Below are 20368 nucleotides of genomic sequence, written 5' to 3' on the forward strand. Positions count from 1 at the left end.
CGGCCACCTTCTCCCACAAGGGGAGAAGGAAAAGCGGCCCGTTACTTCACCGGCAAACCTGTCGCCGCGGCGATCTGGTTGGCGGCGTCGTCGAGGGCGGCCTTGGCGTCGGGATAGCCGCCGGCCAGATATTTGGTCTGCACGGCGCGCATGATGATCTCGGCGTCGCTCTGGAACTGCGTGCCGCGGCTCGGCACCACCTTGGGCAAGGTGGCAAGGATGTCTTTCCACACCGCCTGGCCGCCCCAATAGGGCAAGCCTTGCGCGACATAGGGGTCGTCGAGCGCCGAGATCAGCGACGGCACCAGGCCGAAATCCTTCAGCATGGTGATCTGGCCTTCATTGGTCTCCAGCGTGTATTTCAGATAGGCGTAGGCGGCTTCCTTGTTCTTCGACGCCGAGGTGATGGCCAGCGAGGAGCCGCCGAGATTGGCGGCGCGCGGGCCGTCGGCGGTCAGGCTCGGCATCGGATAGACGCCCCATTTGCCGTTCTCGCCGGCCGATTCGGTGCGGATGGTGCCCTCATACCAGCCGCCATAGATCTGGGTGGCGACGGTGCCGGCGGTGTTGTTGGTGATTTTGGTCGACCAGTCGGCGGAGGAGATGATGCCGGCGTCCTTCATTTCCTTGATCTTGGTCAGCGTATCGACGCATTTCGGCTGGTTGACGATGATCGACTGGCCGTCGGCGGCGAAATAGGCGCAGCCCTGCTCGTTGGAGATCATGCGGAAGAATTCGGTGTCGCCGTTGAAATCGGCATTGGTCATCGACACGCCGGGATTGGCGGCCTGGATCTTCTTGCCGGCGGCGATGAAATCGTCCCAGGTCTTGATCGAGGCCGGGTCGACGCCGGCCTTCTCATAGAAGTCGCGGCGATAAAAGGCAGCCACCGGGCCCGAATCCCACGGCATGGCGTAGGCCTTGTCGCCGACCTCGAGCTCGGTGCGCTTGAAATCGGGGAATTTCTTCTGGTCCTCGGCGCTGTAGCCGAGCGTATGCAGGTCGACGAAGCAGTCCGGGAACTGGCTCCAGTAATTCTCGGCCTCGCCGTTCTCGATCGAGACGATGTCCGGCAAACCGACGCCGCCGGCGGCGCAGCCGGCGATCGACTTGTCATAGGTCGGCTGGTTGCCGAGATCCTGAACCGTCACCTTGATGTCGGGGTATTTCTTGTTGAAGCCTTCGACCGTCGATTTCAGTGACGATGCGGCGATGTTCCAGCTCCAGATCGTGATTTCGCCGGATTGCGCCAGGGCCGGGCCGGAGCCCAGGGCGAGCGCCAGCGCGGCGCAGGTCAGTGTGGTGCGCATTGAAATCCTCCCATTTCATTTGCTCTCTCACTGTGAGCCTGGTTAGATTATGCGGCGCGGAAGGCTTGTCCCCGTTAAAGGGAATAAGAAATTGGCGGAAAGTAAGATGCCGGAGCGTCCGTTCTACCAGCCAGGCGCCAGCAGCGTCGAAGGCCTGCCGCTGGCCATGCAGATGTTCCACAATCCGCCGCTGGTGATGCTGAAGCCGCACTGGCATGCCCAGGTCGAGGTGAATTTCATCGTGCAGGGCTCAGTGCACTACCGCATGGCCGAGCATGAAATATCGCTGTCGGCCGGCGAGATGTGCCTGTTCTGGGGCGGCCTGCCGCATCGGATGTACGATCTCTCCGACGATGCCGTCTATGCCGGCGCACATCTGCCGCTGGTGCATTTCTTCAGGCTGCATCTGCCGGCCGACATACGGCACCGGCTGATGACCGGCGCGACGCTGGTGACGGACGCCACCGACCAATCCGACAACGACAATTTCAAGCGCTGGAACGACTATGCGCGCTCGGGCGATCCGGGCAGGGCCGAACATGCCGTCAACGAATTGCTGCTGAGGCTGGAGCGGGTGCGCTTCGAACCCTACCGGCTGGTGCCGGAGACAGCATCCGGGCAAGGGGCCGGCAGTCCCTTCGACCAGCAATCCTCGCGCAATGTCGGGCGCATGTGCGATTTCATCGCCGAGAACTTTCTCTACGACATCGACTGCGTGAACATCGCCGCCGCCGCCGACATCCATCCCAAATACGCCATGAGCCTGTTCAAGAAGTCTACGGGCATGACGCTGAATGAATATGTCAATCTTTTGCGGTTGAGCTACGCGCAGGCGCTGCTGATGCACCAGGACGCCAATGTGCTGACGGTCGCCATGGACTCAGGCTTCGGCTCGCTCAGCGCCTTCAACAAGTCGTTCCGCAAGCTCGCCGGCATGTCGCCTTCGGATTTCCGCCGGGCCGGCGGGCGCTAGCCGGCGGGCGGCCTTGCCGCTGGAAAGCTTACGATCACGGCAAGCCCGGGATTGTTGTCCTCCAGCGTGATGGCGGCGCCGTGCAAATCCGCCACCGCCTTGACGAGGCTCAATCCCAGGCCGCTGCCGGGCGTGGTGCGGCTGGAGTCCAGCCGGTAAAGCCGCCGGAAGACGTTTTCGCGCTCCTGCGCCGGAATGCCCGGACCGTTGTCACAGACTTTTACCAGGATTCGGTCGCCCTGCCGCGTCACCGACAATTCGATCGCCGTGCCCGGCGGGCAGTGCCGTAAAGCGTTCTCGACCAGATTGGCGAGCATCTGCATCAGCAGGTCACGATCACCGTGCACGATCCATTCCGCATCCGGAACGATCCTTGTCAACAAGGACTTTCCGTCGTCTTCGGCGACATCGGCATAGACCTCGCCGATGGCCTCGACAATGCGGCCGACGTCGAGGTCGACGAAGCGCGCCTTGCGGGCGCCGGCCTCGATCTGGGCAATGCGCAGCAGCGCATCGAAGGTTCCGTTGATCTGTTGGCTCTCGGCCCGGGCGTCTGCCAGCTCGGCGGAGACATCCTCGCCCGACGCGGTCCTGTCGGCGGCGGATTCGAGGATCATCTGCAGCCGGTTGAGCGGCGTCTTCAGGTCATGCGCGATGTTGGCGCTGACTTCCCGCATGCCGTCGACCAACGCCGACAGGCGCTCGATGGCAGCGTTGACCTGGGCGGAAACGGCATCGATATCGTCGCCATTGCCGATCAGCGGAATGCGGGCGTCGAGGCGCCCATGCGAGACGTCGACCATGGTGGAAGCGATGCCGTCGAGGCGCCGCTGGACGCGCGAGGCAAGCACGGCGCCGCCGGCGATCGCGAGGCCCAGGATGAACAGTGTTCCCCAGCCGAAACTCATCAAAACGATGGTCTTCAGCTCTTCGGTTCCCGACAGCGAGAAGGCGACCGTCAGGTTGTTGTTGCCGACAGTGCCCGAATAGGCGCGATACATCGTATCGGGGGGCATGCCAGGTAAGGTGGCGGCAAACATCGAGAAGCCATCCGGAAGACCGGACGCCGTGAAGTTGCCGGCCAGACGGTTGCCGTTCTGGTCTGTCAGCGAGAAAAGCTGATCCTTCTCAGGGTCAAGCTGGCTGTGGTCGTTGACTGTCGAGATCAGGTCTTCCTGGCTTTCCGCATAGGTCACGGCCACGACCGAGTAAGTCTCCTTGATCGATTCATCGAGACGTCTTGCAAGGTCGTTGCTCATCAGCTGATAGACGATGGCGCCGGAGAGGATGAAAGCCAGCACGAACAGGAAGGCAAAGGTCAACGCCAGCCTGAACGGCGTGCTGCGCACCAGACTGGGAGACGTTCCGGTCATGCCGGGGCCGCGATTCGAGGCGCGCCAAATGTTGGTCCTGCCGTGATTCCAGGTGGAAAACCGCTGCGCATTCTTCCTGGAATTGCTTCAGTCGGGCACATGCAGGCTGTAGCCGGTGTTGCGCACGGTGTGGATGAGCGGCGCGTCGAACGGCTTGTCGACCTTCGCCCTTAACCGGCTGATATGGGTCTCGACGACGCTGGTCTTGGGATCGAAATGGAAATCCCAGACGCGCTCCAGAAGCATGGTGCGGGTGATGACGCGGCCCTCGCCGCGCATCAGCACTTCGAGCAGGCTGAATTCGCGTGGCTGCAGGTCGATCGTCTGGCCCTGCCTGGTCACGCGCCGCTGGATCAGGTCCATTTCGAGATCGGCGACGCGCAGATTGGTCTTCTGCTCCTGCGCCGCCGGCCGGCGGCCGAGCGCGTTGATGCGGGCAAGCAGTTCGGAAAAGGCAAACGGCTTGACCAGGTAGTCGTCGCCGCCGGCTTCCAATCCTTCGACGCGGTCGTCGACGCCGCCGATCGAGGTCAGGAATATCGCCGGCGTGCGCACGCCCGCGGCACGTACCGCCTTGATCATGGACAGGCCGTCGAGCCCGGGAATCATACGGTCGGCGACGATCACGTCATAGGCGTTGCGGGTCGCGGCGAAGAGGCCGTCGTGGCCGTTGCGCAACAGATCGCAGACATGGCCGGCCTCGCTCAGCCCCCTGACGACATAGTCAGCGGTCCTCGGATCGTCCTCAACCAGCAGAAGCCGCATCACTTTTACGCCGTCCGATCTACCGAGCCGGCATGATCAGCACCGGCTGCGGCTTTTTCTTGGCCATCTTCAGGCGCTTGATTTCAGACACGTCTTTGTCCCGCTGCTCATTTTCGGGGGACATGCGCGGGCGCGACCGGCTTGTTGGCCGGTAAGGTCATGACGTTATCCATTTTAGGTCTGTGCGGACGGTAGACGGGGGAATTCACCACAGCCTGTCCGTGACCTTACAAATCCGTAAGAATGGCCGAAAATACGGTCAGGGCCTCGCCATCAGGCAGCAGAAAGGCTAGGGAGCATAGGTTTATTGTCCCGAGACGGCCGCCGGAGTGGCGAAGCAATGGCCTACGCATCCCTCAAATCGGCGCCGAAGGCCTTCGACCAGCATAAGCGCCTGATCGTCGTTCAGGTCGCTGCGGTGCTCGCCATCGTCCTGCTGCTGTTTTCCAAGCCGTTCCTCAGCGAAGGCTCGAACGGGCACGAACTGGTGGAAATGATTGGCTTCAGCCTCGTGCTCGCCTGCTTCCTTGGCCGGCTGTGGAGCATCCTCTATGTCGGCGGCAAGAAGAACAACGAGCTGATCATGGCGGGTCCTTTTTCGATGACCCAGAATCCGCTCTATTTCTTCTCGACCGTCGGAGCGGCCGGTATCGGCCTGATGTTCGGATCGGTGCTGGCGGCCGCGACGCTTGGCCTGGCAAGCTTCCTCGTCTTCCGCTTCACAGCGCGCAAGGAGGCCGAATTCCTGCTCGGCAAATTCGGCGCCGCCTACGCGGCCTATGCCGAACGGACGCCGCGGTTCTGGCCGAACCCGACGCTGTACAGGGATCAGGACGAATGGCTCTTTTCGACAAGCGCGCTGAAGAGCACGTTTCGCGACGGGCTCTATTTCCTGGCGCTGTTCCCGCTCATCGAGACGGTCGAGCATTTCCGCACGATCGGCATGCTGCCGACGCTGTTTACCGTCTACTGACAAGCGATTACGCCTCCGGGGGCCAAAGAGGCTAGCGCAATTCCAGGAAAAGTGTGACACGGTTTTCCGTCCGGAACTGCGTAAAACAAAGAGATAGCGTGTTTCGCCGTTTCCGTGAAACAGTGAAACGCTCTAGCCCTTCGGGCCCGATATCCGTACAGAGACGATATGGCGGTTCTCGATTCCGCGAAACAATGGGCGCGCAGCGTCAAGCGCGACGTGGTGGCGCTTTGGCTCGCCGCGCGTGATCCTCGCGTCCCGTGGTATGCGAAGGCTATGGCCGGCGCGGTCGCCGCCTACGCCTTAAGCCCGATCGATCTGATACCGGACTTCATTCCGATCGTCGGCTATCTGGACGATCTCATCATCGTGCCGCTCGGCATCATGCTGGCGGTCAGGCTGGTGCCCGCGGAGCTGATGCAGGAATTTCGTGACGAAGCCACACGCCGCGCCAGGCCGCCGAGCAAGGCGGGTCTGGTGTTCATCGTCGCGGTCTGGATAGCGGCGGCAGCAGCGCTGATGTGGCTGTTCTGGCCGAAGCCGGCGTAGGGTATGTCGAGATTCAGGTCAGGCCGAGCCGCCATTTGCAGACCGGTCTCACCTGAATATCAACATACCCTGGAACAGCGCGGCTATTGCCAGCCTTTCTGGTCTTTCCTCGGCGGCGCTTGCGCCGCTCACCGGTCGCCGCGGCGTGCGGCGCGGCGGGTGCTCTGCAGCAGAATAGCGAGACAGCCTGCCAGAAGCAGGCAGCCGCCGACGAGCGGCGGCAGGGCCAGCAGCTTCACCGCGGCGGTGACCAAAGCGATCAGGACCAGCGCCAGCAGCGCCAGATTGCCGTCATCGACGAACATTCCGACGACTTCCTTCAGAATGGCGCGGACGATTTTCATCGGGCGGCTCCTTCTACAGATGTGGGATAGGCGCCGCGCAGCCAGCGCACGATGGCGAATGATGTGGCGGCAATGACTGCGAAGATGGCAAGCAGCGCGAGATCGGCGCCCGGCCAGTCGGCGCCGAGGCCCTCGCCGGTCCAGAAGACGCCGAAGCTGGTCAGCATCAGGCCGACGACGAATTTAAGCGCGTTTTCGGGCACCTGCGCCAGCGGCCGGTGCACGGCAAGACCGATCAGCATCACCAGCACGAAGGCGGCGAGCGCGCCCATGCCGGCGTAGAACGTCTGGCCGTGGGCGGCGCCGACGGCGATGACGATGAACACCACTTCGACGCCCTCGAGCAATACCGCCTTGAACGACGCCAGGCCGGCAAGATAGTCGGCGCGGCGCTCGCCGGCCTGGCGGCTGAGCGCGGCGGTCTCCTTCGAGAAGGCCGCCTCCTCGTCATGCAAAGCGATGACGCCGACGCTGCGCAGGATGGCTTTGCGCAGCCAGCGCATGCCGAACAGGATCAAGAGCACCCCGACCATGAACTGCAGCACAGTGATGGGCACCAGCGCCAGCAGCGGCCCGAAAACCAGCACCAGCGCTGCCAGCACGGCCAGCGCCAGCGCCGCGCCGGTCAGCGCCGGGCGCCAGCTGCGCGTCACGCCGACCGCGAGCACGATGGTGAAGGCCTCGACGACTTCGACGAAGGACGCCAGGAACGAAGCGGTCACGGTGGAGAGTATCGGCGTCAGGCCATGCATGAAGCTACCTTGCGTTGGGGAATCGCTAATGGGCGAGAACGATACAGCGTTCCGGCGGCAGAGAGAAAGCCAGCGACGAGCCGACCGGCGGCGCCTCCGGCCAGTCGAGCCGCACGCGCTGCGCTCCGAGCTCCACCGCCAGCCGCCAGCAACGGCCCTGGAAGGCGCTCGACAGCACCCGGCCCTGCAAGCGGTTCGCCGGATGGGCTTCGGCCGGCCGCGCATCTTCGGGGCGCACCACCAGCATGCCCTCGCCCGGCCGCGCGCCCGGCGTGCGCAGGCTTTCGGCAGCGCCGTCGCGCAGTCTGAACGTTTCGTCCTGGACCACGCCGGGCACCACCGAGAAGCCGCCGATGAACCCGGCGACGAAGGAATCGGCCGGCGCCTCGTAAATCGCGCGCGGCGTGTCGAACTGGGCAATGCGGCCGTCACGCATCACGGCGATGCGATCGGAAACTGCCATGGCTTCGGCCTGGTCATGCGTGACATAGACGACGGTGGCGGCCTCGCGGCGCACCAGCTCCATCATTTCAATGCGCATGTCCTCGCGCAGTGCTACGTCGAGATTGCTGAGCGGCTCGTCGAACAGCATCAGCGCCGGCCGGGCGGCAAGGCAGCGGGCGATGGCGACGCGCTGCTGCTGTCCGCCCGACAGCTCCGCCGGATAGCGGTCGCGATAGGGCGCCAGCCGCGTGACCTCCAGCGCGTGGCCAAGGCGCGCCGCGACCTCGCGCTCGGGCAGGCGCTGCGACTGCAGGCCGAACGCCAGGTTGCCGGCCACTGTCATATGCGGCCACAGCGCGTAGTCCTGGAAAACCATGCCGATCCGCCGCTTTTCCGGCGGCACCACGGCGGTCTCGCTCCAGACGACGCGATTGTCGAGGGTGATGGTGCCACGTTCCGGATCGACCAGCCCCGCAATGCTGCGCAGCAGCGTCGTCTTGCCGGAACCGCTCGGACCGAGAAGCGACACCACCTCGCCGGCGCTGATTGCCAGGTCGAGGTCGCTCAGCACGGCGCGGCCGCCGAGCGATTTGCTGATGCCGGCGCAATTCAGCGAAGCGGTCATGGCAGTTTTCCCAAGGCCGCTTCGCGGCCGCTGTATGCGCGGCGCCGTCCCGGTCCGACGAACCGGTTCAGCGGGTACCAAATCAGGGCCGCCGCGCCGCCGGCGGCCGTCATCGCGACCAGGGCGATGGCGCAGGCCAGCCCGTCGCGGTCATGGCTGAACAGCTTCAGGATCAATGTCGGCGCCGGCGGTCCGCTTTGCGGAATGAGCATCTGCGACATCGGCAATTCGAACACCGTGCGGATGAAGGTCAGCAGGAAAGCGGTGACGACGCTGAGCACGATCAGCGGCAAGGTGACCGACAACAAGCGCCGCAGCGCGCCGACGCCATGCAGTCGCGCGGCGTCGGTCAGGCTGGGCGCGAGCTGGCCGATGGCCGACAGGATGACGACGAGGCAATAGGGAAGTGCGGCCGCAACATAGCCCATGACCAGCAGCGAGCCGTCGCCATAATGCGGAAATGGCCAATCGCGAAAGCCCGGCAGCCGGTTCCAGACCAGGATGTAGCCGAAGCCGAGCACGATGCCCGGTATGGCCACCGCGCCGAGCGACAGGCCGAGCACCATGGTGCGCATGAACGGGCTCGAACGGCCAAGCTGCGCGGACAAGAGCAACGCCAGCGTGCTGGCGATGACGGCGGTCAAGCCGGCATAGAACAGGCTGCGCATCAGTCCATCATTGGCGGCGGTGTTGAGCGTCAGCGCTGCGGAGAGGTTCGCCAGGGTGAAGTTTTCAGGCACCAGGCCGTGTCCGAGCGTGCTGGTAAGCGCCCTCGCGGCGATCGCCCCAAGCGGCAGGATCAGCGCCAGGAAGGCGACGGCGAGCGCCGCAGCCAGGGCCAGCCAGCGCCAGGGTCCAAGATCGTAAAGCCGGGCGGGCTTGGCGCGTCCGGAAATCAGATGCGGGTCGGCGCGGCGGCGCAGCAGCCGGTCGGCGGCGACGACCAGCAAGACCAGAGCGAGCAGCACCAGAGCTTGGGCGCCGGCGGCGGGAAAATCGACCGGATAATCGCTCGCCGCCGCGTAGATGCCGTAGGTCAGCACACCGAAGCTCGACATCCTGGCGATGGTCGAGGCCAGGCCGAAATCGGACAGCACCTCGGCGAAGGTGGCGATGAAGGAGAGCGCGACCGCCGGCGCCAGCAGGGGGCCGTTGATGTGAAGCCATATCCTGAGCGGGCCGGCGCCGGACAGGCGCGCCGCGTCTTCCAGCTCGCTGCCCAGCCCGGCCAGCGCGCTGCCGATGATGAAGGCCGCCAGCGGGAACAGGCTGAGCGTGTGGACGAAGACGAGCCCCGCCAGGCCGAAGAAACCGGCACCCAGCGCCGGCGGCAGCAGGCCGAGCTGCGCCAGGTAACCGCCCGACGACATCAAGAGCACCCAGGCGAGCGCCTTGAGATAGGACGGCGTCAGGAACACCAGCCACGGCACGATCGAGATCGGCCGGCGCAATGGGATGTCGCAGCGCTGCACCAGCACGGCAAAGGCGCCGCCGAGGGCCGTGGTGGTGCAGGCCGCCAGCACGCCAAGCTCGAGCGAATGCAGGATCGAGCCGGCGATGTAGGGCGAGGCGAAGATGCGCGCCAGCGGCGCGAGGCTGAAGACGCCTGTCGTCGCTGCGGTGAAAAGCCCCGGCATGACGGCCTGCAGCAGCACGAGGGCAAGCGGCAGGCCGATCAAGAGCGTGAACACCGCGCAGACCGCAACCGGCCCGACATAGCGGGAAAAATTTGGCCGGCGGCGACGGGACAATTTGCCAATGCCGCCGGCAGGCGCGGCGGCGTTGGTAAGAGAAACGGTCGCTGCCGGAACAGCGGTCACTGGACGAATTTGTCCTTGTACCACTGCTTCCATTCGCTCTCATGGGCGGATGCCACGGCGTCGTCGAGATGCGTGCAGGTGATGTTGGTCTCGCGGCCGGGCTTGGCGTTGACGCCCTTGATGATCGGGATGAAGAAGTAGTCGGTGTCGTCGCCGTTCTGCATGGCGGCCTGGCCGTCGGCACTGGTGACGAATTCGATGAACTTGCGCACCGCGTCCATATGCTGGGTCTTGGCGCTGATGCCGAGACCCTGCGGCAGCGAGACCGAGCCTTCGCTCGGATAGACGGCGATAACGGGCTCGCCGGCGGCGATTTTCGCGAAGATGGCGCTGTCCTGGTTGATGCCGACCGCGGCATCGCCGGTCAGCACGGCCTTGTTGATCTTGCCGCCGCTGGACAGGCCGGACAGCGACTTGTTGGTCAGCGTCTTGGCAAGCAGCGCCTTGCCGGCGTCGACGCCGTTGGTCTGGAAGAAGCCGGCCAGCCACTGATAGGCCGGGCCGGAAAGGTTCGGATCCTTGGCGGCGACGCTGCCGGCGAAAGCCTCGAGGTCGGCCCAGGATTTTGGCAGCTTGCCGGGCTCTACCTTCTTGGTGTTGACCTCGATGGCGGTGGTGCTGGTGCCGGTCGGCAGGAAAGCATGGCTTTGCGGCACCAGCGACTTGCCGAGATCGGTGAAGGCGACCTTGTCATATTCGTCCGCCGGGACCGGCTGCAGCACATGGTCGGCCGCCATACGCTCCATCACGGCGGAGCCGTCGATCCAGACGATGTCGAATTGCGGGTTTTTGCCCTCGGCGGCGATCTTGCCCAGCGTCTCGCCGGTGCTGCCGGGCTCGACGACGTCGACGGTCAGTCCGGTCTTGGCCTGGAAGGCCTTGGCGACCGGACCGGCGAAGTCGAGCGCGTCGTAGAGCACGAGATCGGCGGCCGAAGCCGGCGCCGCCATCGACATCGCCGTTAAACCCAACGCAAGTCCAAGCGTCGTCCTTATATTCATTCCTCTCTCCTGTTGTTTCGATGTTGTTCTGAAAAGGCGGAGTAATGCCAATTTTATATTGCATCGTTGTTATTGACGCTTTTGTGTCGGGCGGCATCACTTCTTTCTGGTACCTCGTTTCACCCATGCCTTGTCGATTGCGCCGCGCAGGGTGCTCAGCCTGTCGAGGCTGTCGAACGCGGTCTCGCCGGCTTTCGCCGCCAGGGCGATGATCATCGCCTCGAGGAGGACCATGGTGCCGCCATGCGTGGCGAGGTGGTCGGCCTTGCCGCGCGGCACCGGCAGCGTCGCGGCAACCCTGTCGGCCACCAGCGGTCCGAGATTGTCGCTGATCAGCACCACAGGCACGTCGTGGAGCGCGGCCTGGTCGAGCACGATCTCGACCTCGCGGTAGAATGGTGCATAGGCCATCATCAAAACGGCATCGCCGCTGGCCAGCCAGAGAAGGCGGTCGGCGAGCGCCACGCCCGAAACCGACAGCGCGCTGCTCGTCAGGCCGATCCTGTTGAATTGCAGGCTGGCATAGTCAGCCATAGCGCCCGACGGGCCGATGCCGAAGATGTGGCGGCGGTTGGCGCGCGCCAGAATGTCGATGCTTTGCGCGAAGGCGGCCTCCATGTCGGGCCGCTTCAGCGCTTCGAGCGCGCTTTCGTGCAGGCCGACGACATGGCGCAGCGCCGAGGCGCTGTCGTTGCCGGTCTCCTGCAGCGTGCGGGCCAGCCGTTTGCCGGGCGAGACGGTTCCCGTCAGGTCCGTCAGCAGCATCTGGCGCAGCGCCGCGAGGCTTTCGAAGCCCAGCGAACGGGCGGTGCGGACCACAGTGGCATCGCTGGTGCCGGCGAGCGCGGCAATCTCGGCCGCCGATCCGAGCAGCACCGACTGCTTCTGGCTGGCGAAGAAGCGCGCCATGCGCTGCTCGGCCGGCGGCAGGGTTTCAAGGGCAGCTTCGACGCGATCGTCGAACGCCGTTTGCGGTTCTTCGGAGTCGTCGGATGCCATGAGGGCGGCCACCAGCCAGGAGTTCGTAGCGATTGCTACGGCGGCGACCATCCGAAATGTTCATTACATCATTGTGACAGCGATCGCCGGAACCCGCCCGGCGGTCCCGGCTGGAACGACGCGGCCTTGCGCCCATATATCGGCCGGTGCCATAACGCGCCCCTGGTTCATCAGAGGACTCGGCTCCAGATGACGATACCGGTGAGAAATCTCTCACGCATCCCGATCGACGGCCGGCATCGCCAGATGCTGATCGACGGCGAATGGCGCGATGCGCTGAGCGGCCGCAGCTTCGAGACGCGCAATCCCGCCACCGGCGCGGTGATCGGCACCGTGCCGCAGGCCGATGCGAAGGATATCGATCTCGCGGTTGCCGCAGCCCGGCACGCCTTCGAAGGGCCGTGGAGCCGGTTCAAGCCCTATGAGCGGCAGCTGCTGCTGTTGAAGATCGCCGATGTGATGGAGCGCCATTGGGAGGAGCTGGCGCTGTCCGACACCACCGACATGGGCATGCCGATCACCCGTACCTTGGCCAACAAGAACCGCGTGCTCGGCATGCTGCGCTTTTATGCCGGCATGGCGACATCGATCCACGGCCACACGATCGGCAATTCGCTGCCCGGCGAGATCGTTTCCTATACGCGCAAGGAGCCGGTCGGCGTCGTCGGCGCGATCATCCCGTGGAATGCGCCCACCGCCGCCTCGATCTGGAAGATCGGCCCGGCATTGGCCACCGGCTGCACCATCATCCTGAAGCCGTCGGAAGAAGCGCCGCTGACGCCGCTGCTCATCGCCGACCTGATGCTGGAGGCGGGCGTGCCGCCCGGCGTCGTCAATGTCGTGACCGGGACAGGCACGGAAGCCGGTGCGCCGCTGGCCGCCCATATGGATGTCGACAAGGTCGTCTTCACCGGCTCGACCGCCACCGGCCAGGCGATCCTGCGCGCCTCGGCCGCCAACATGAAGCGCGTCTCGCTGGAACTCGGCGGCAAGTCCCCGGTGATCGTCTGCGCCGATGCCGATATCGAGCGCGCCGTGCCGGTGGTGGCGATGTCGGTGTTCGCCAATTCCGGCCAGATCTGCATTGCCGGCTCGCGGCTGTTCGTCGAGCGGCCGATCCATGACGAATTCATCGAGCAGGTGGCCGCCTATGCGGCAAAGCTTAAGCTCGGCGACGGCGCCGATCCCGAGACGGAAATCGGGCCGCTGATCTCGCCACGGCAGGTCGAACGGGTCAGCGACTTCATCGAGGACGGCACGCGCGAGGGCGCGACGCTGGTGACCGGCGGGCAGCGCATCACCGAAGGCGCGCTCGGCGCCGGCAATTTCATGACGCCGGGCGTGTTCTCCGGCGTCACAGACAGCATGCGCATCGCGCGCGAGGAGATTTTCGGGCCGATCATCTCTGCGCTGCCCTTCGACACGCTGGACGAGGCGGTCAAGCGCGGCAACGACACGCCCTATGGCCTCGGCGCCGGCGTGTTCACGCGCGACATCGGCAAGGCGCACCAGCTTGCCAACCGGCTGCGCGCCGGCTCGGTCTGGGTCAACACCTATCACGCCATCGACCCGGCGGTGCCGTTCGGCGGCTACAAGATGAGCGGCTATGGCCGCGAGGGCGGCGCCGAGCATCTCGACGAATTCCTGAACACCAAGGGCGTGTGGATCCGTACCGATTGACGGTCTGTATCCGTTCGGCGTCCGTTGAATGGCTGTTGCGCTCCGATTATTTGCCTTACGCAATTCGGAAGCGGAGAGCCTGGCATTGCGCTGGAGCAGCAAAAGAAATCTGAACGGCTCGACAAGCCGCTCAAGACCGGAATGGAGCGCATGAAGAAAATCGGCTTTTTATCCTTCGGGCATTGGACGCCCTCGCCGCAATCGGGCACGCGCTCCGGCGCCGACGCGCTCTTACAATCGATCGACCTTGCGGTCGCGGCGGAAGAGCTTGGCGCAGACGGCGCCTATTTCCGCGTCCACCATTTTGCCCGGCAGCTCGCCTCGCCCTTCCCGCTGCTGGCCGCCGCCGGCGCCAGAACCAAGCGCATCGAGCTCGGCACTGCCGTCATCGACATGCGCTACGAGAACCCGCTCTACATGGTGGAGGATGCCGGCGCCGCCGATCTCATCGCCGGCGGGCGTTTGCAGTTGGGAATCAGCCGCGGCTCGCCCGAGCAGGTGATCGACGGCTGGCGCTATTTCGGCTACGTGCCGGAAGAGGGCAAGAGCGACGCCGACATGGCCAGGCGCCATGCCGAGGTGTTCCTCGACCTGCTGCGCGGCGAAGGTTTTGCCCAGCCCAATCCGCGGCCGATGTTTCCCAATCCGCCCGGCCTGCTCAGGCTCGAGCCGTTCTCGGCGGGCCTGCGCGACCGCATCTGGTGGGGCGCGGCCACCAATGCCACAGCCGAATGGGCGGCAAAGCTCGGCATGAATCTGCAAAGCTCGACGCTGAAATTCGACGAAAGCGGCGAGCCGCTGCACATCCAGCAGGCCGGGCAGATACGCGCCTTCCGCGCCGCCTGGAAGGAAGCCGGCCACGCCAGGGAGCCGCGCGTGTCGGTCAGCCGCAGCATATTTGCCCTCGTCAACGACATGGACCGCGCCTATTTCGGCGGCAGCGAGGGCCAGGACCATTTCGGCTATATCGAGCCGGAACGGCGCGCCGTCTTCGGCCGCACCTATGCCGCCGAGCCGGACGCGCTGATCGAGCAGCTGAGAGAGGACGAAGCGATCGCCGAAGCCGACACGCTGCTGCTCACCGTGCCCAACCAGCTCGGCGTCGCCTACAACGCCCATGTCATCGAGTCGATCCTGAAGCACGTCGCGCCGGCGCTCGGCTGGCGGTGACGGATGTTCTGGGGGTGGGAATAATTTCAGCGATAATGATCAGAAACTATGACGGGTAGCGGCCTGTTAGCGGTTTCGCCGATCTGTGAATGACCAATGTGATGGAAAGCAGACAATGACGTTGCTATCCTTCCAGTATGAAACATGGACGCCTCTGCGCAATCGCTCATAATTTTGCCGACTCAATGGCGAGTGGGCTGGGCTTTGTTGTTGGCTATTGCCAGACCGAAGTCTTTGAAGAGGCTGCTGCCAGCCCCGGTGGGGTCATCGAGATCGACTTCCTGCGTGGGAATGTTGTTAGAGGATGTCCGTCGCACCAATTGGAAAACGCGGCTGCTACATTCGCGGGAGCCTTTCCTACCTTCTGCAAAAAGAACCGCGCAGAGGTGACAGACTTCGAGAGTTTTCTCGCGGCGTTTGATGCCAGAGGCGGCAGGTGCCGCGCAATGCTGACCGTTGTAGATCGCAACGGCCGCCGTTCTGTTACGGAGTATGATGGCGTCCCATTGAAGCGCTTGAGAGTTCTGGACACGTTGGGCCGTATACGCCGGAAAACAAGGCAGATCGAAAAAGCGGGCCAGTAAGCTAGCGTTCTGAGTGGCGTTAGCGTTGTCAATTTTCTACGCCGGCGCTGCCCCTCATCTGCCTGCCGGCATCTTCTCCCCGTGAACGCAGGGCTGTCCGGGGAAAGTGTTTGGTGAATCGAAATGCCGCAGGCGCATGCCCCGTAAGACGGGGATTTTCCGTCTACCTTCTGGTTGTCGAGACTCAGAAAGGGGACGGGGCATGCGCTTTACGCCTAGCATTCTTGGCAAGCTGGTTGAACCGATCAATCGCCGCCGCTTCCAGACGATTGTGGATAGCCATGGCGGGGACGCCTACGACAAGTCGTTCAGAAGTTGGGACCATCTCATGGTGCTGATCTATGCCCAGCTCAGCGGTAGTGCGAGCCTTCGCAGCCTGGAAGCCGGCTGGAACGCCAACGGCCAGCATCATTACCATCTGGGCAGTGACGTGTTGCGGCGCTCGACCTTGTCGGATGCCGGCCGCAGGCGCCCCGTCGCCGTCTTTGCCGAGATCTTCGGCCTGCTCGCCAACCAACTCGACCGGCAGACACGCCGTGAGGGCACCGCTATGCTGCGGCTGATCGATTCCACACCGATCCCGCTCGGCAAGTTGTGCGGCTGGGCCAAGTCGAACGGTCGCATCCGCGGCATGAAGATGCACGTCGTCTATGATCCCAACGCCGATTGCCCGCGCATCCTCGACATCACCGATGCCAACGTCAACGATGCCCAGGTCGGCCGCACGATCGCCATCGAGAAGGGCGCGACCTATGTGTTCGACAAGGGTTATTGCCATTACGGCTGGTGGACGCAGATCGCCGCAGCCCAAGCTTTCTTCGTCACCCGACCCAAATCCAACATGGGGCTCGAGGTGCTCTCCGAACGTCCCGTCAAGGTCGCGCGGGGCGACGGCTTCACCGTTCTCGACGACGCTGAGGTGAGCCTTGCCGGCAAAACCCACTGCAAGCTGCCGATCAAATTGCGCCGCCTGATCGTCAAGCGCCAGGACGGCGACACCATCACGCTGCTGACCAACGATCTCAAGCGCCCGGCCGTTGAGATTGCCGCGCTCTATAAGGGCCGCTGGCAGATCGAACTCTTGTTCCGTTGGATCAAACAGCATCTCAAGATACGCAGGTTCCTCGGCAACAACGACAACGCCATCCGCCTGCAGCTCTTCGCCGCCATGATCGCCTATGCGCTGCTGCGCATCGCCGCCCGGACCTACCGCATCGCCATGCCCATCCTGCGCTTCACCGATCTGGTTAGCCAATGCCTGCTCGAGCGCCGAAGAATCGAGGCCATCAACAAGCCGCCTCCGATCAATTCGAGCCGCCGAAGGGATCGAACATCCCCAAACCAGTTGGGCTTCGATTATGAATAACTTTCCCCGGACAGCCCTGCCGTGAACGGGGAGAAGGGGGCTGGCCGCGGCCTCGGCGTTCCTTCTGCAACGCTGACCAGTAGCGAAACCGCAGACGACAGCGTCTTTCTCCCCGTATACGGGGAGAAATGCCCGGCAGGGCAATGAGGGGCAGCGCTGACCTGCGAAAGGGAAGCACTACCTCGTACCAGCAGTACGAAACGACCTCCTCGAGCCCCCTCACGCCGCCGGCTGCATGGCGGCCCTGAGCAGCATGCCGAACAGGTCGCGCGGCTCGTCGGGGTCGGCGAGCAGGTCGAGCTCCTCATAGAGGCCGGTGGCCTTGAGCTGGTCGCGGACATAGCGCAGCGCGGAGAAATCCTCGGTGGCGAAGCCGACGGAATCGAACAGGGTGATCTGTTCGGGCGCCTTGCGTCCCTCGGCCTGGCCGGTCATCACCTGCCACAGCTCGGTCACCGGATGATCGGCGTCGAGCTGCTGGATCTCGCCCTCGATGCGCGTCTGCGGCGGAAACTCGACGAAGATGGCGGAGCGCAAGAGGATGTCGCGATGCAGCTCGGTCTTGCCGGGGCAGTCGCCGCCGACGGCATTAATGTGGACGCCGGAGCCGACCATGTTGTCGGTGAGGATCGTGGCGTACTGCTTGTCGGCCGTGACCGTGGTGATGATGTCGACGCCTTCCACCGCGTCCTGGCCGGTCGCGCAGATGGCGATGTCGAAACCCTTGCCGGCGAGGTTGCGGGCGCATTTTTCCGAGGCCGAGCGGTCGATGTCGTAGAGCCTGAGCCGGTCGATGCCGAGCAGCGCCCTGAAGGCGATGGCCTGGAATTCGGACTGGGCGCCGTTGCCGATGATGGCCATGGCGCGCGCGCCCTTGGGCGCCAGATATCTGGCCGCCAGCGCCGAAGTGGCGGCGGTGCGCAGCGCCGTCAGGATGGTCATTTCGCTGAGCAGCATCGGATAGCCCGAGCCGACATCGGCGAGCACGCCGAAGGCGGTGACCGTCTGGCGGCCCTCGCGCATGTTCTTCGGGTGGCCGTTGACATATTTGAAGCCGTAGAGATGCCCGTCGCTGGTCGGCATCAGCTCGATGACGCCGTCATGGCTGTGCGAGGCGATGCGCGGCGTCTTGTCGAACAGCTCCCAGCGGCGGAAATCCTCCTCGATATAGGCGGCGAGCTCGGTGAGGAAGCGCTCGACGCCGATGGCGAGCACCAGCTTCATCATGCGGTCGACGCTGACGAAGGGGACGATGGCAAGGCGCGAAGGCTGGGTCATGGTCAGAGGCTTCCGGAGTGGCTGCGGGTCGGGCGGTCCATGATGCGGCGGCCCATCAGGCTGGCGGTAAGGTCGACCATCAGGGTGGCGGTGCGGCCGCGCTCGTCGAGGAACGGGTTCAGCTCGACCAGGTCGAGGCTGGAGACCAGGCCTGAGTCGGACAGCATCTCCATCACCAGATGCGCCTCGCGAAACGTGGCGCCGCCGGGCACGGTGGTGCCGACGGCAGGCGCGATCGAGGGATCGAGGAAATCGACGTCGAGGCTGACATGCAGCAGGCCGTTTTCCTTCTCGACCTTGGCAAGAAAGGCGCGCAGCAGCGGCGCGATGCCGTGCTCGTCGATGGCGCGCATGTCGTGGACGGTGACGCCCGCCTCGGTGAGCGCGCGGCGCTCGGCCGGATCGACGCTGCGCAGGCCGATGGCGCAGATGCGGGCGGGATCGACGGCGGCGGGCAGATCCGGAAAATAGCCCTGAAAACCCGGCCGGCCGCTGGCATAGGCAAGCGGCACGCCGTGCAGATTGCCGCTGGTGGTGGTGTCCAGCGTATGGAAATCCGGATGGGCGTCGAGCCACAGCACGAAGAGCGGCCGGCCGCGCTCGGCGGCGCGGCGCGCCACGCCGGACACGGTGCCGGCGGAGATCGAGTGATCGCCGCCGAGAAAGATCGGCATGGCATCCTTCGATGACGCATAGGCGGTCTCGGCGATCGCCGCGGTCCAGGCGGAAATCTCCGGCAGCGCTTTCAGGGCCAGATTGCCGTGGGCGAGAGGGCGCGCCGCCGCCTTCTCGACAGCGCCCCAGTCCTCGACCTCATGGCCGAGCCCCGACAGCACCGAGACAAGCCCTGCCGTGCGCAGCGCGCTCGGCCCCATCTCGCATCCCATCCTGCCCGCACCGTCCTGCACCGGCGCGCCAATGATCCTGCAGCGCATGATTCTTTCGGCCCTTCCCTCTTGCGTCATACGGCGATTGATCGAAGCAATGAACCATGGCGGCGCGGCGGGGTGAACAGGCAGAATTGGCACTTTGGGAAGGTTGATCTATCATATTGGTCAGATCAAATGATCGAAATGGACAAGCATGGATGCGCTGGACGAGAAACTGGTGACTCTGCTGAGGCATGATGCGCGCCGCAGCGTCTCCGATCTCGCCCTCGATCTCGGCATCTCGCGCGCCACGGTCAGGGCGCGCATGGCGCGGCTGGAAAAATCCGGCGAGATTATCGGCTACACGGTGGTGCTGCGCGCCGACGCCGTCGACCAGAAGATTCGCGGCGTCATGCTGATCGAGATCGAAGGCCATGCCGCCGACCGCGTCATCCGGGCGCTCGGCGGCTTTCCCGAAGTCTCGACTATTCACACCACCAACGGCCGCTGGGACCTGGTGGTCGAACTCGGAACCGCCTCGCTGACCGATTTCGACGCGGTGCTGCGCCGCATCCGGCTTATCCCGGGGATAACCGGTAGTGAGACCAGCCTGCTTCTGGCGACGCCGCGGACAACGAGGGCAAGGCTGGCGTAGTCACGGTAGCCATCTTAGGCAGGCCGCCCCAGAACCGCCGCGGTTGGCGCCATAATGCCGTCAGTGCGGTCTGGCGCCAGCGCCGGTGCGAGACCTGGGAGCTTGATCACACCGGCGGCCGCTTTATGAAGAGCCTATCCGTCAGCCGTTCGGATAATAACCGCCGTCGGCACCGTCGCCCATATAGGTTCCCTGGCCGGTGGCATTCTGAAGCCGCTGGCCCAGCTCATCGATCTGCCTCAGCGCCGAATTGCCGGACGTCAACGCAGTGCGCTGGATGGAATCCGCCTGCCGCATCAGGTCACGAGCCTTGTCCGGTGTGATCTTGCCGGCCAGCCTGGCCTGGCGGATACCCTGCTTGACGCTCAGCAACTGCTCTACCGCGGCCCTCGCTTGCGGGTTCACCGGCACGGATGCCGTGGTTGTGGTGTCGACAGGCGGCGCCCGGTAACGGTGCACTGCATAGGCGCCCGAAAGCGGTATGGCCGCGAAGATGGATGCGGCCGCGATGATCTTTGGCATTAAAGAGCGCATGATGACATCTCCCAATGATGGAGAAGCGGTAGAACGCTTTCCCGAAACGGGCCGTCCAGTCGCGTCGTGTCGAGGTATTCATCGCCGGCGTTTCCCGGCCCACGGACAACATGTAGAAGGCCACCCCGGCGTTGAAATGGAGGTGGCACGCAAACGTTATCCGATGTGATCGAGCGTTGAATGGTCGCTGTACGCGCGCCTGAAGCGCTCCTCGCGGAACATTGAAAAAGCTGATCGCCTCGCACCAAGCAAGCCTGAAATGGCCGGCAGACTGCATTGTTTGATGCGCGCTGCGCCGGTGCTG

The 20368-nt window shown here is 64.4% G+C and carries 20 protein-coding genes; 8 read left to right on the forward strand and 12 right to left on the reverse strand.

The features are described 5' to 3' along the window. Positions 1-41: 41 nt before the first annotated feature. Entirely contained in the window at positions 42-1310 is a 1269-nt protein-coding gene (locus FJ974_RS03890) for an ABC transporter substrate-binding protein (RefSeq protein ID WP_140537890.1), read from the reverse strand. 106 nt (positions 1311-1416) lie between these two features. On the opposite strand from FJ974_RS03890, the gene FJ974_RS03895 reads away from it, so the two are divergent. Continuing rightward, positions 1417-2283 (forward strand): helix-turn-helix domain-containing protein, encoded by an 867-nt coding sequence (locus FJ974_RS03895; RefSeq protein WP_140537889.1) that lies wholly within the window; start codon positions 1417-1419, stop codon positions 2281-2283. Here the strand turns inward: FJ974_RS03895 and FJ974_RS03900 are convergent. Both FJ974_RS03900 and FJ974_RS03905 read right to left on the reverse strand, forming a co-directional pair. Continuing rightward, entirely contained in the window at positions 2280-3656 is a 1377-nt protein-coding gene (locus FJ974_RS03900) for a sensor histidine kinase (RefSeq protein ID WP_140537887.1), read from the reverse strand. The genes FJ974_RS03895 and FJ974_RS03900 overlap by 4 nt on opposite strands. Before the next feature lie 87 nt (positions 3657-3743). Then, the gene (locus FJ974_RS03905) at positions 3744-4421 is read right to left on the reverse strand and encodes a winged helix-turn-helix domain-containing protein (protein ID WP_140538007.1); all 678 of its coding nucleotides are present in this window, start codon (positions 4419-4421) and stop codon (positions 3744-3746) included. A 340-nt stretch (positions 4422-4761) separates the two neighbouring features. On the opposite strand from FJ974_RS03905, the gene FJ974_RS03910 reads away from it, so the two are divergent. Both FJ974_RS03910 and FJ974_RS03915 read left to right on the forward strand, forming a co-directional pair. Further along, positions 4762-5394 carry a methyltransferase family protein gene (locus FJ974_RS03910; RefSeq protein ID WP_140537885.1) on the forward strand — a complete coding sequence of 211 codons (633 nt, stop codon included), beginning with the start codon at positions 4762-4764 and terminating at the stop codon, positions 5392-5394. Positions 5395-5562: 168 nt separating this feature from the next. Further along, complete coding sequence (locus tag FJ974_RS03915) at positions 5563-5943, forward strand: YkvA family protein (protein WP_140537883.1); 381 nt, start codon at positions 5563-5565, stop codon at positions 5941-5943. Between the two features lie 128 nt (positions 5944-6071). Here FJ974_RS03915 and FJ974_RS03920 read toward each other — a convergent pair whose 3' ends face one another. From FJ974_RS03920 to FJ974_RS03945, 6 genes are all read right to left on the reverse strand, one after another. Beyond that, on the reverse strand, positions 6072-6287 hold the full coding sequence (locus tag FJ974_RS03920; RefSeq protein WP_140537881.1) for a hypothetical protein: 216 nt from the start codon (positions 6285-6287) through the stop codon (positions 6072-6074). Beyond that, positions 6284-7039: a COG4280 domain-containing protein gene (locus tag FJ974_RS03925; RefSeq protein ID WP_140537879.1), complete on the reverse strand. Its 756-nt coding sequence runs from the start codon at positions 7037-7039 to the stop codon at positions 6284-6286. The genes FJ974_RS03920 and FJ974_RS03925 overlap by 4 nt, the downstream gene beginning before the upstream one ends. Positions 7040-7064: 25 nt before the next feature. Then, entirely contained in the window at positions 7065-8108 is a 1044-nt protein-coding gene (locus FJ974_RS03930) for an ABC transporter ATP-binding protein (protein ID WP_181177271.1), read from the reverse strand. Further along, the gene (locus FJ974_RS03935) at positions 8105-9928 is read right to left on the reverse strand and encodes an ABC transporter permease (RefSeq protein WP_181177270.1); all 1824 of its coding nucleotides are present in this window, start codon (positions 9926-9928) and stop codon (positions 8105-8107) included. Before FJ974_RS03935 ends, FJ974_RS03930 begins: the two co-directional genes overlap by 4 nt. Further along, positions 9925-10929, reverse strand: coding sequence for an ABC transporter substrate-binding protein (locus tag FJ974_RS03940; protein ID WP_140537876.1), 1005 nt, complete (start codon positions 10927-10929; stop codon positions 9925-9927). Before FJ974_RS03940 ends, FJ974_RS03935 begins: the two co-directional genes overlap by 4 nt. 96 nt (positions 10930-11025) lie before the next feature. Then, the gene (locus tag FJ974_RS03945) at positions 11026-11928 is read right to left on the reverse strand and encodes a MurR/RpiR family transcriptional regulator (protein WP_140537875.1); all 903 of its coding nucleotides are present in this window, start codon (positions 11926-11928) and stop codon (positions 11026-11028) included. 189 nt (positions 11929-12117) lie between these two features. Between FJ974_RS03945 and FJ974_RS03950 the strand changes: the two genes are divergently transcribed. The 4 genes from FJ974_RS03950 to FJ974_RS03965 all read left to right on the forward strand — a co-directional run bounded on the left by FJ974_RS03950 (position 12118) and on the right by FJ974_RS03965 (position 16728). Further along, entirely contained in the window at positions 12118-13608 is a 1491-nt protein-coding gene (locus FJ974_RS03950; protein WP_140537873.1) for an aldehyde dehydrogenase family protein, read from the forward strand. A gap of 150 nt (positions 13609-13758) precedes the next feature. Next, positions 13759-14778, forward strand: coding sequence for an LLM class flavin-dependent oxidoreductase (locus tag FJ974_RS03955; protein ID WP_140537871.1), 1020 nt, complete (start codon positions 13759-13761; stop codon positions 14776-14778). A 137-nt stretch (positions 14779-14915) separates the two neighbouring features. Further along, positions 14916-15362 carry a hypothetical protein gene (locus tag FJ974_RS03960; protein WP_181177269.1) on the forward strand — a complete coding sequence of 149 codons (447 nt, stop codon included), beginning with the start codon at positions 14916-14918 and terminating at the stop codon, positions 15360-15362. A 202-nt stretch (positions 15363-15564) separates the two neighbouring features. Next, on the forward strand, positions 15565-16728 hold the full coding sequence (locus tag FJ974_RS03965; protein WP_140539332.1) for an IS4 family transposase: 1164 nt from the start codon (positions 15565-15567) through the stop codon (positions 16726-16728). Positions 16729-16947: 219 nt separating this feature from the next. On the opposite strand, the gene FJ974_RS03970 is transcribed toward FJ974_RS03965, so the two are convergent. Then, on the reverse strand, positions 16948-18006 hold the full coding sequence (locus tag FJ974_RS03970) for an ornithine cyclodeaminase (protein ID WP_140538577.1): 1059 nt from the start codon (positions 18004-18006) through the stop codon (positions 16948-16950). A 2-nt stretch (positions 18007-18008) separates the two neighbouring features. Further along, positions 18009-18941, reverse strand: coding sequence for an arginase (gene rocF / locus FJ974_RS03975; protein WP_140538576.1), 933 nt, complete (start codon positions 18939-18941; stop codon positions 18009-18011). 148 nt (positions 18942-19089) lie between these two features. Between rocF and FJ974_RS03980 the strand changes: the two genes are divergently transcribed. Next, positions 19090-19530 carry an Lrp/AsnC family transcriptional regulator gene (locus FJ974_RS03980; protein WP_140538575.1) on the forward strand — a complete coding sequence of 147 codons (441 nt, stop codon included), beginning with the start codon at positions 19090-19092 and terminating at the stop codon, positions 19528-19530. Between the two features lie 141 nt (positions 19531-19671). On the opposite strand, the gene FJ974_RS03985 is transcribed toward FJ974_RS03980, so the two are convergent. After that, positions 19672-20052, reverse strand: a complete 381-nt coding sequence (locus FJ974_RS03985; protein ID WP_140538574.1) for a hypothetical protein — start codon at positions 20050-20052, stop codon at positions 19672-19674. Positions 20053-20368 lie beyond the last annotated feature (316 nt).

The sequence above is a fragment of the Mesorhizobium sp. B1-1-8 genome (genome assembly GCF_006442795.2).
Classification (GTDB): Bacteria; Pseudomonadota; Alphaproteobacteria; order Rhizobiales; family Rhizobiaceae; genus Mesorhizobium.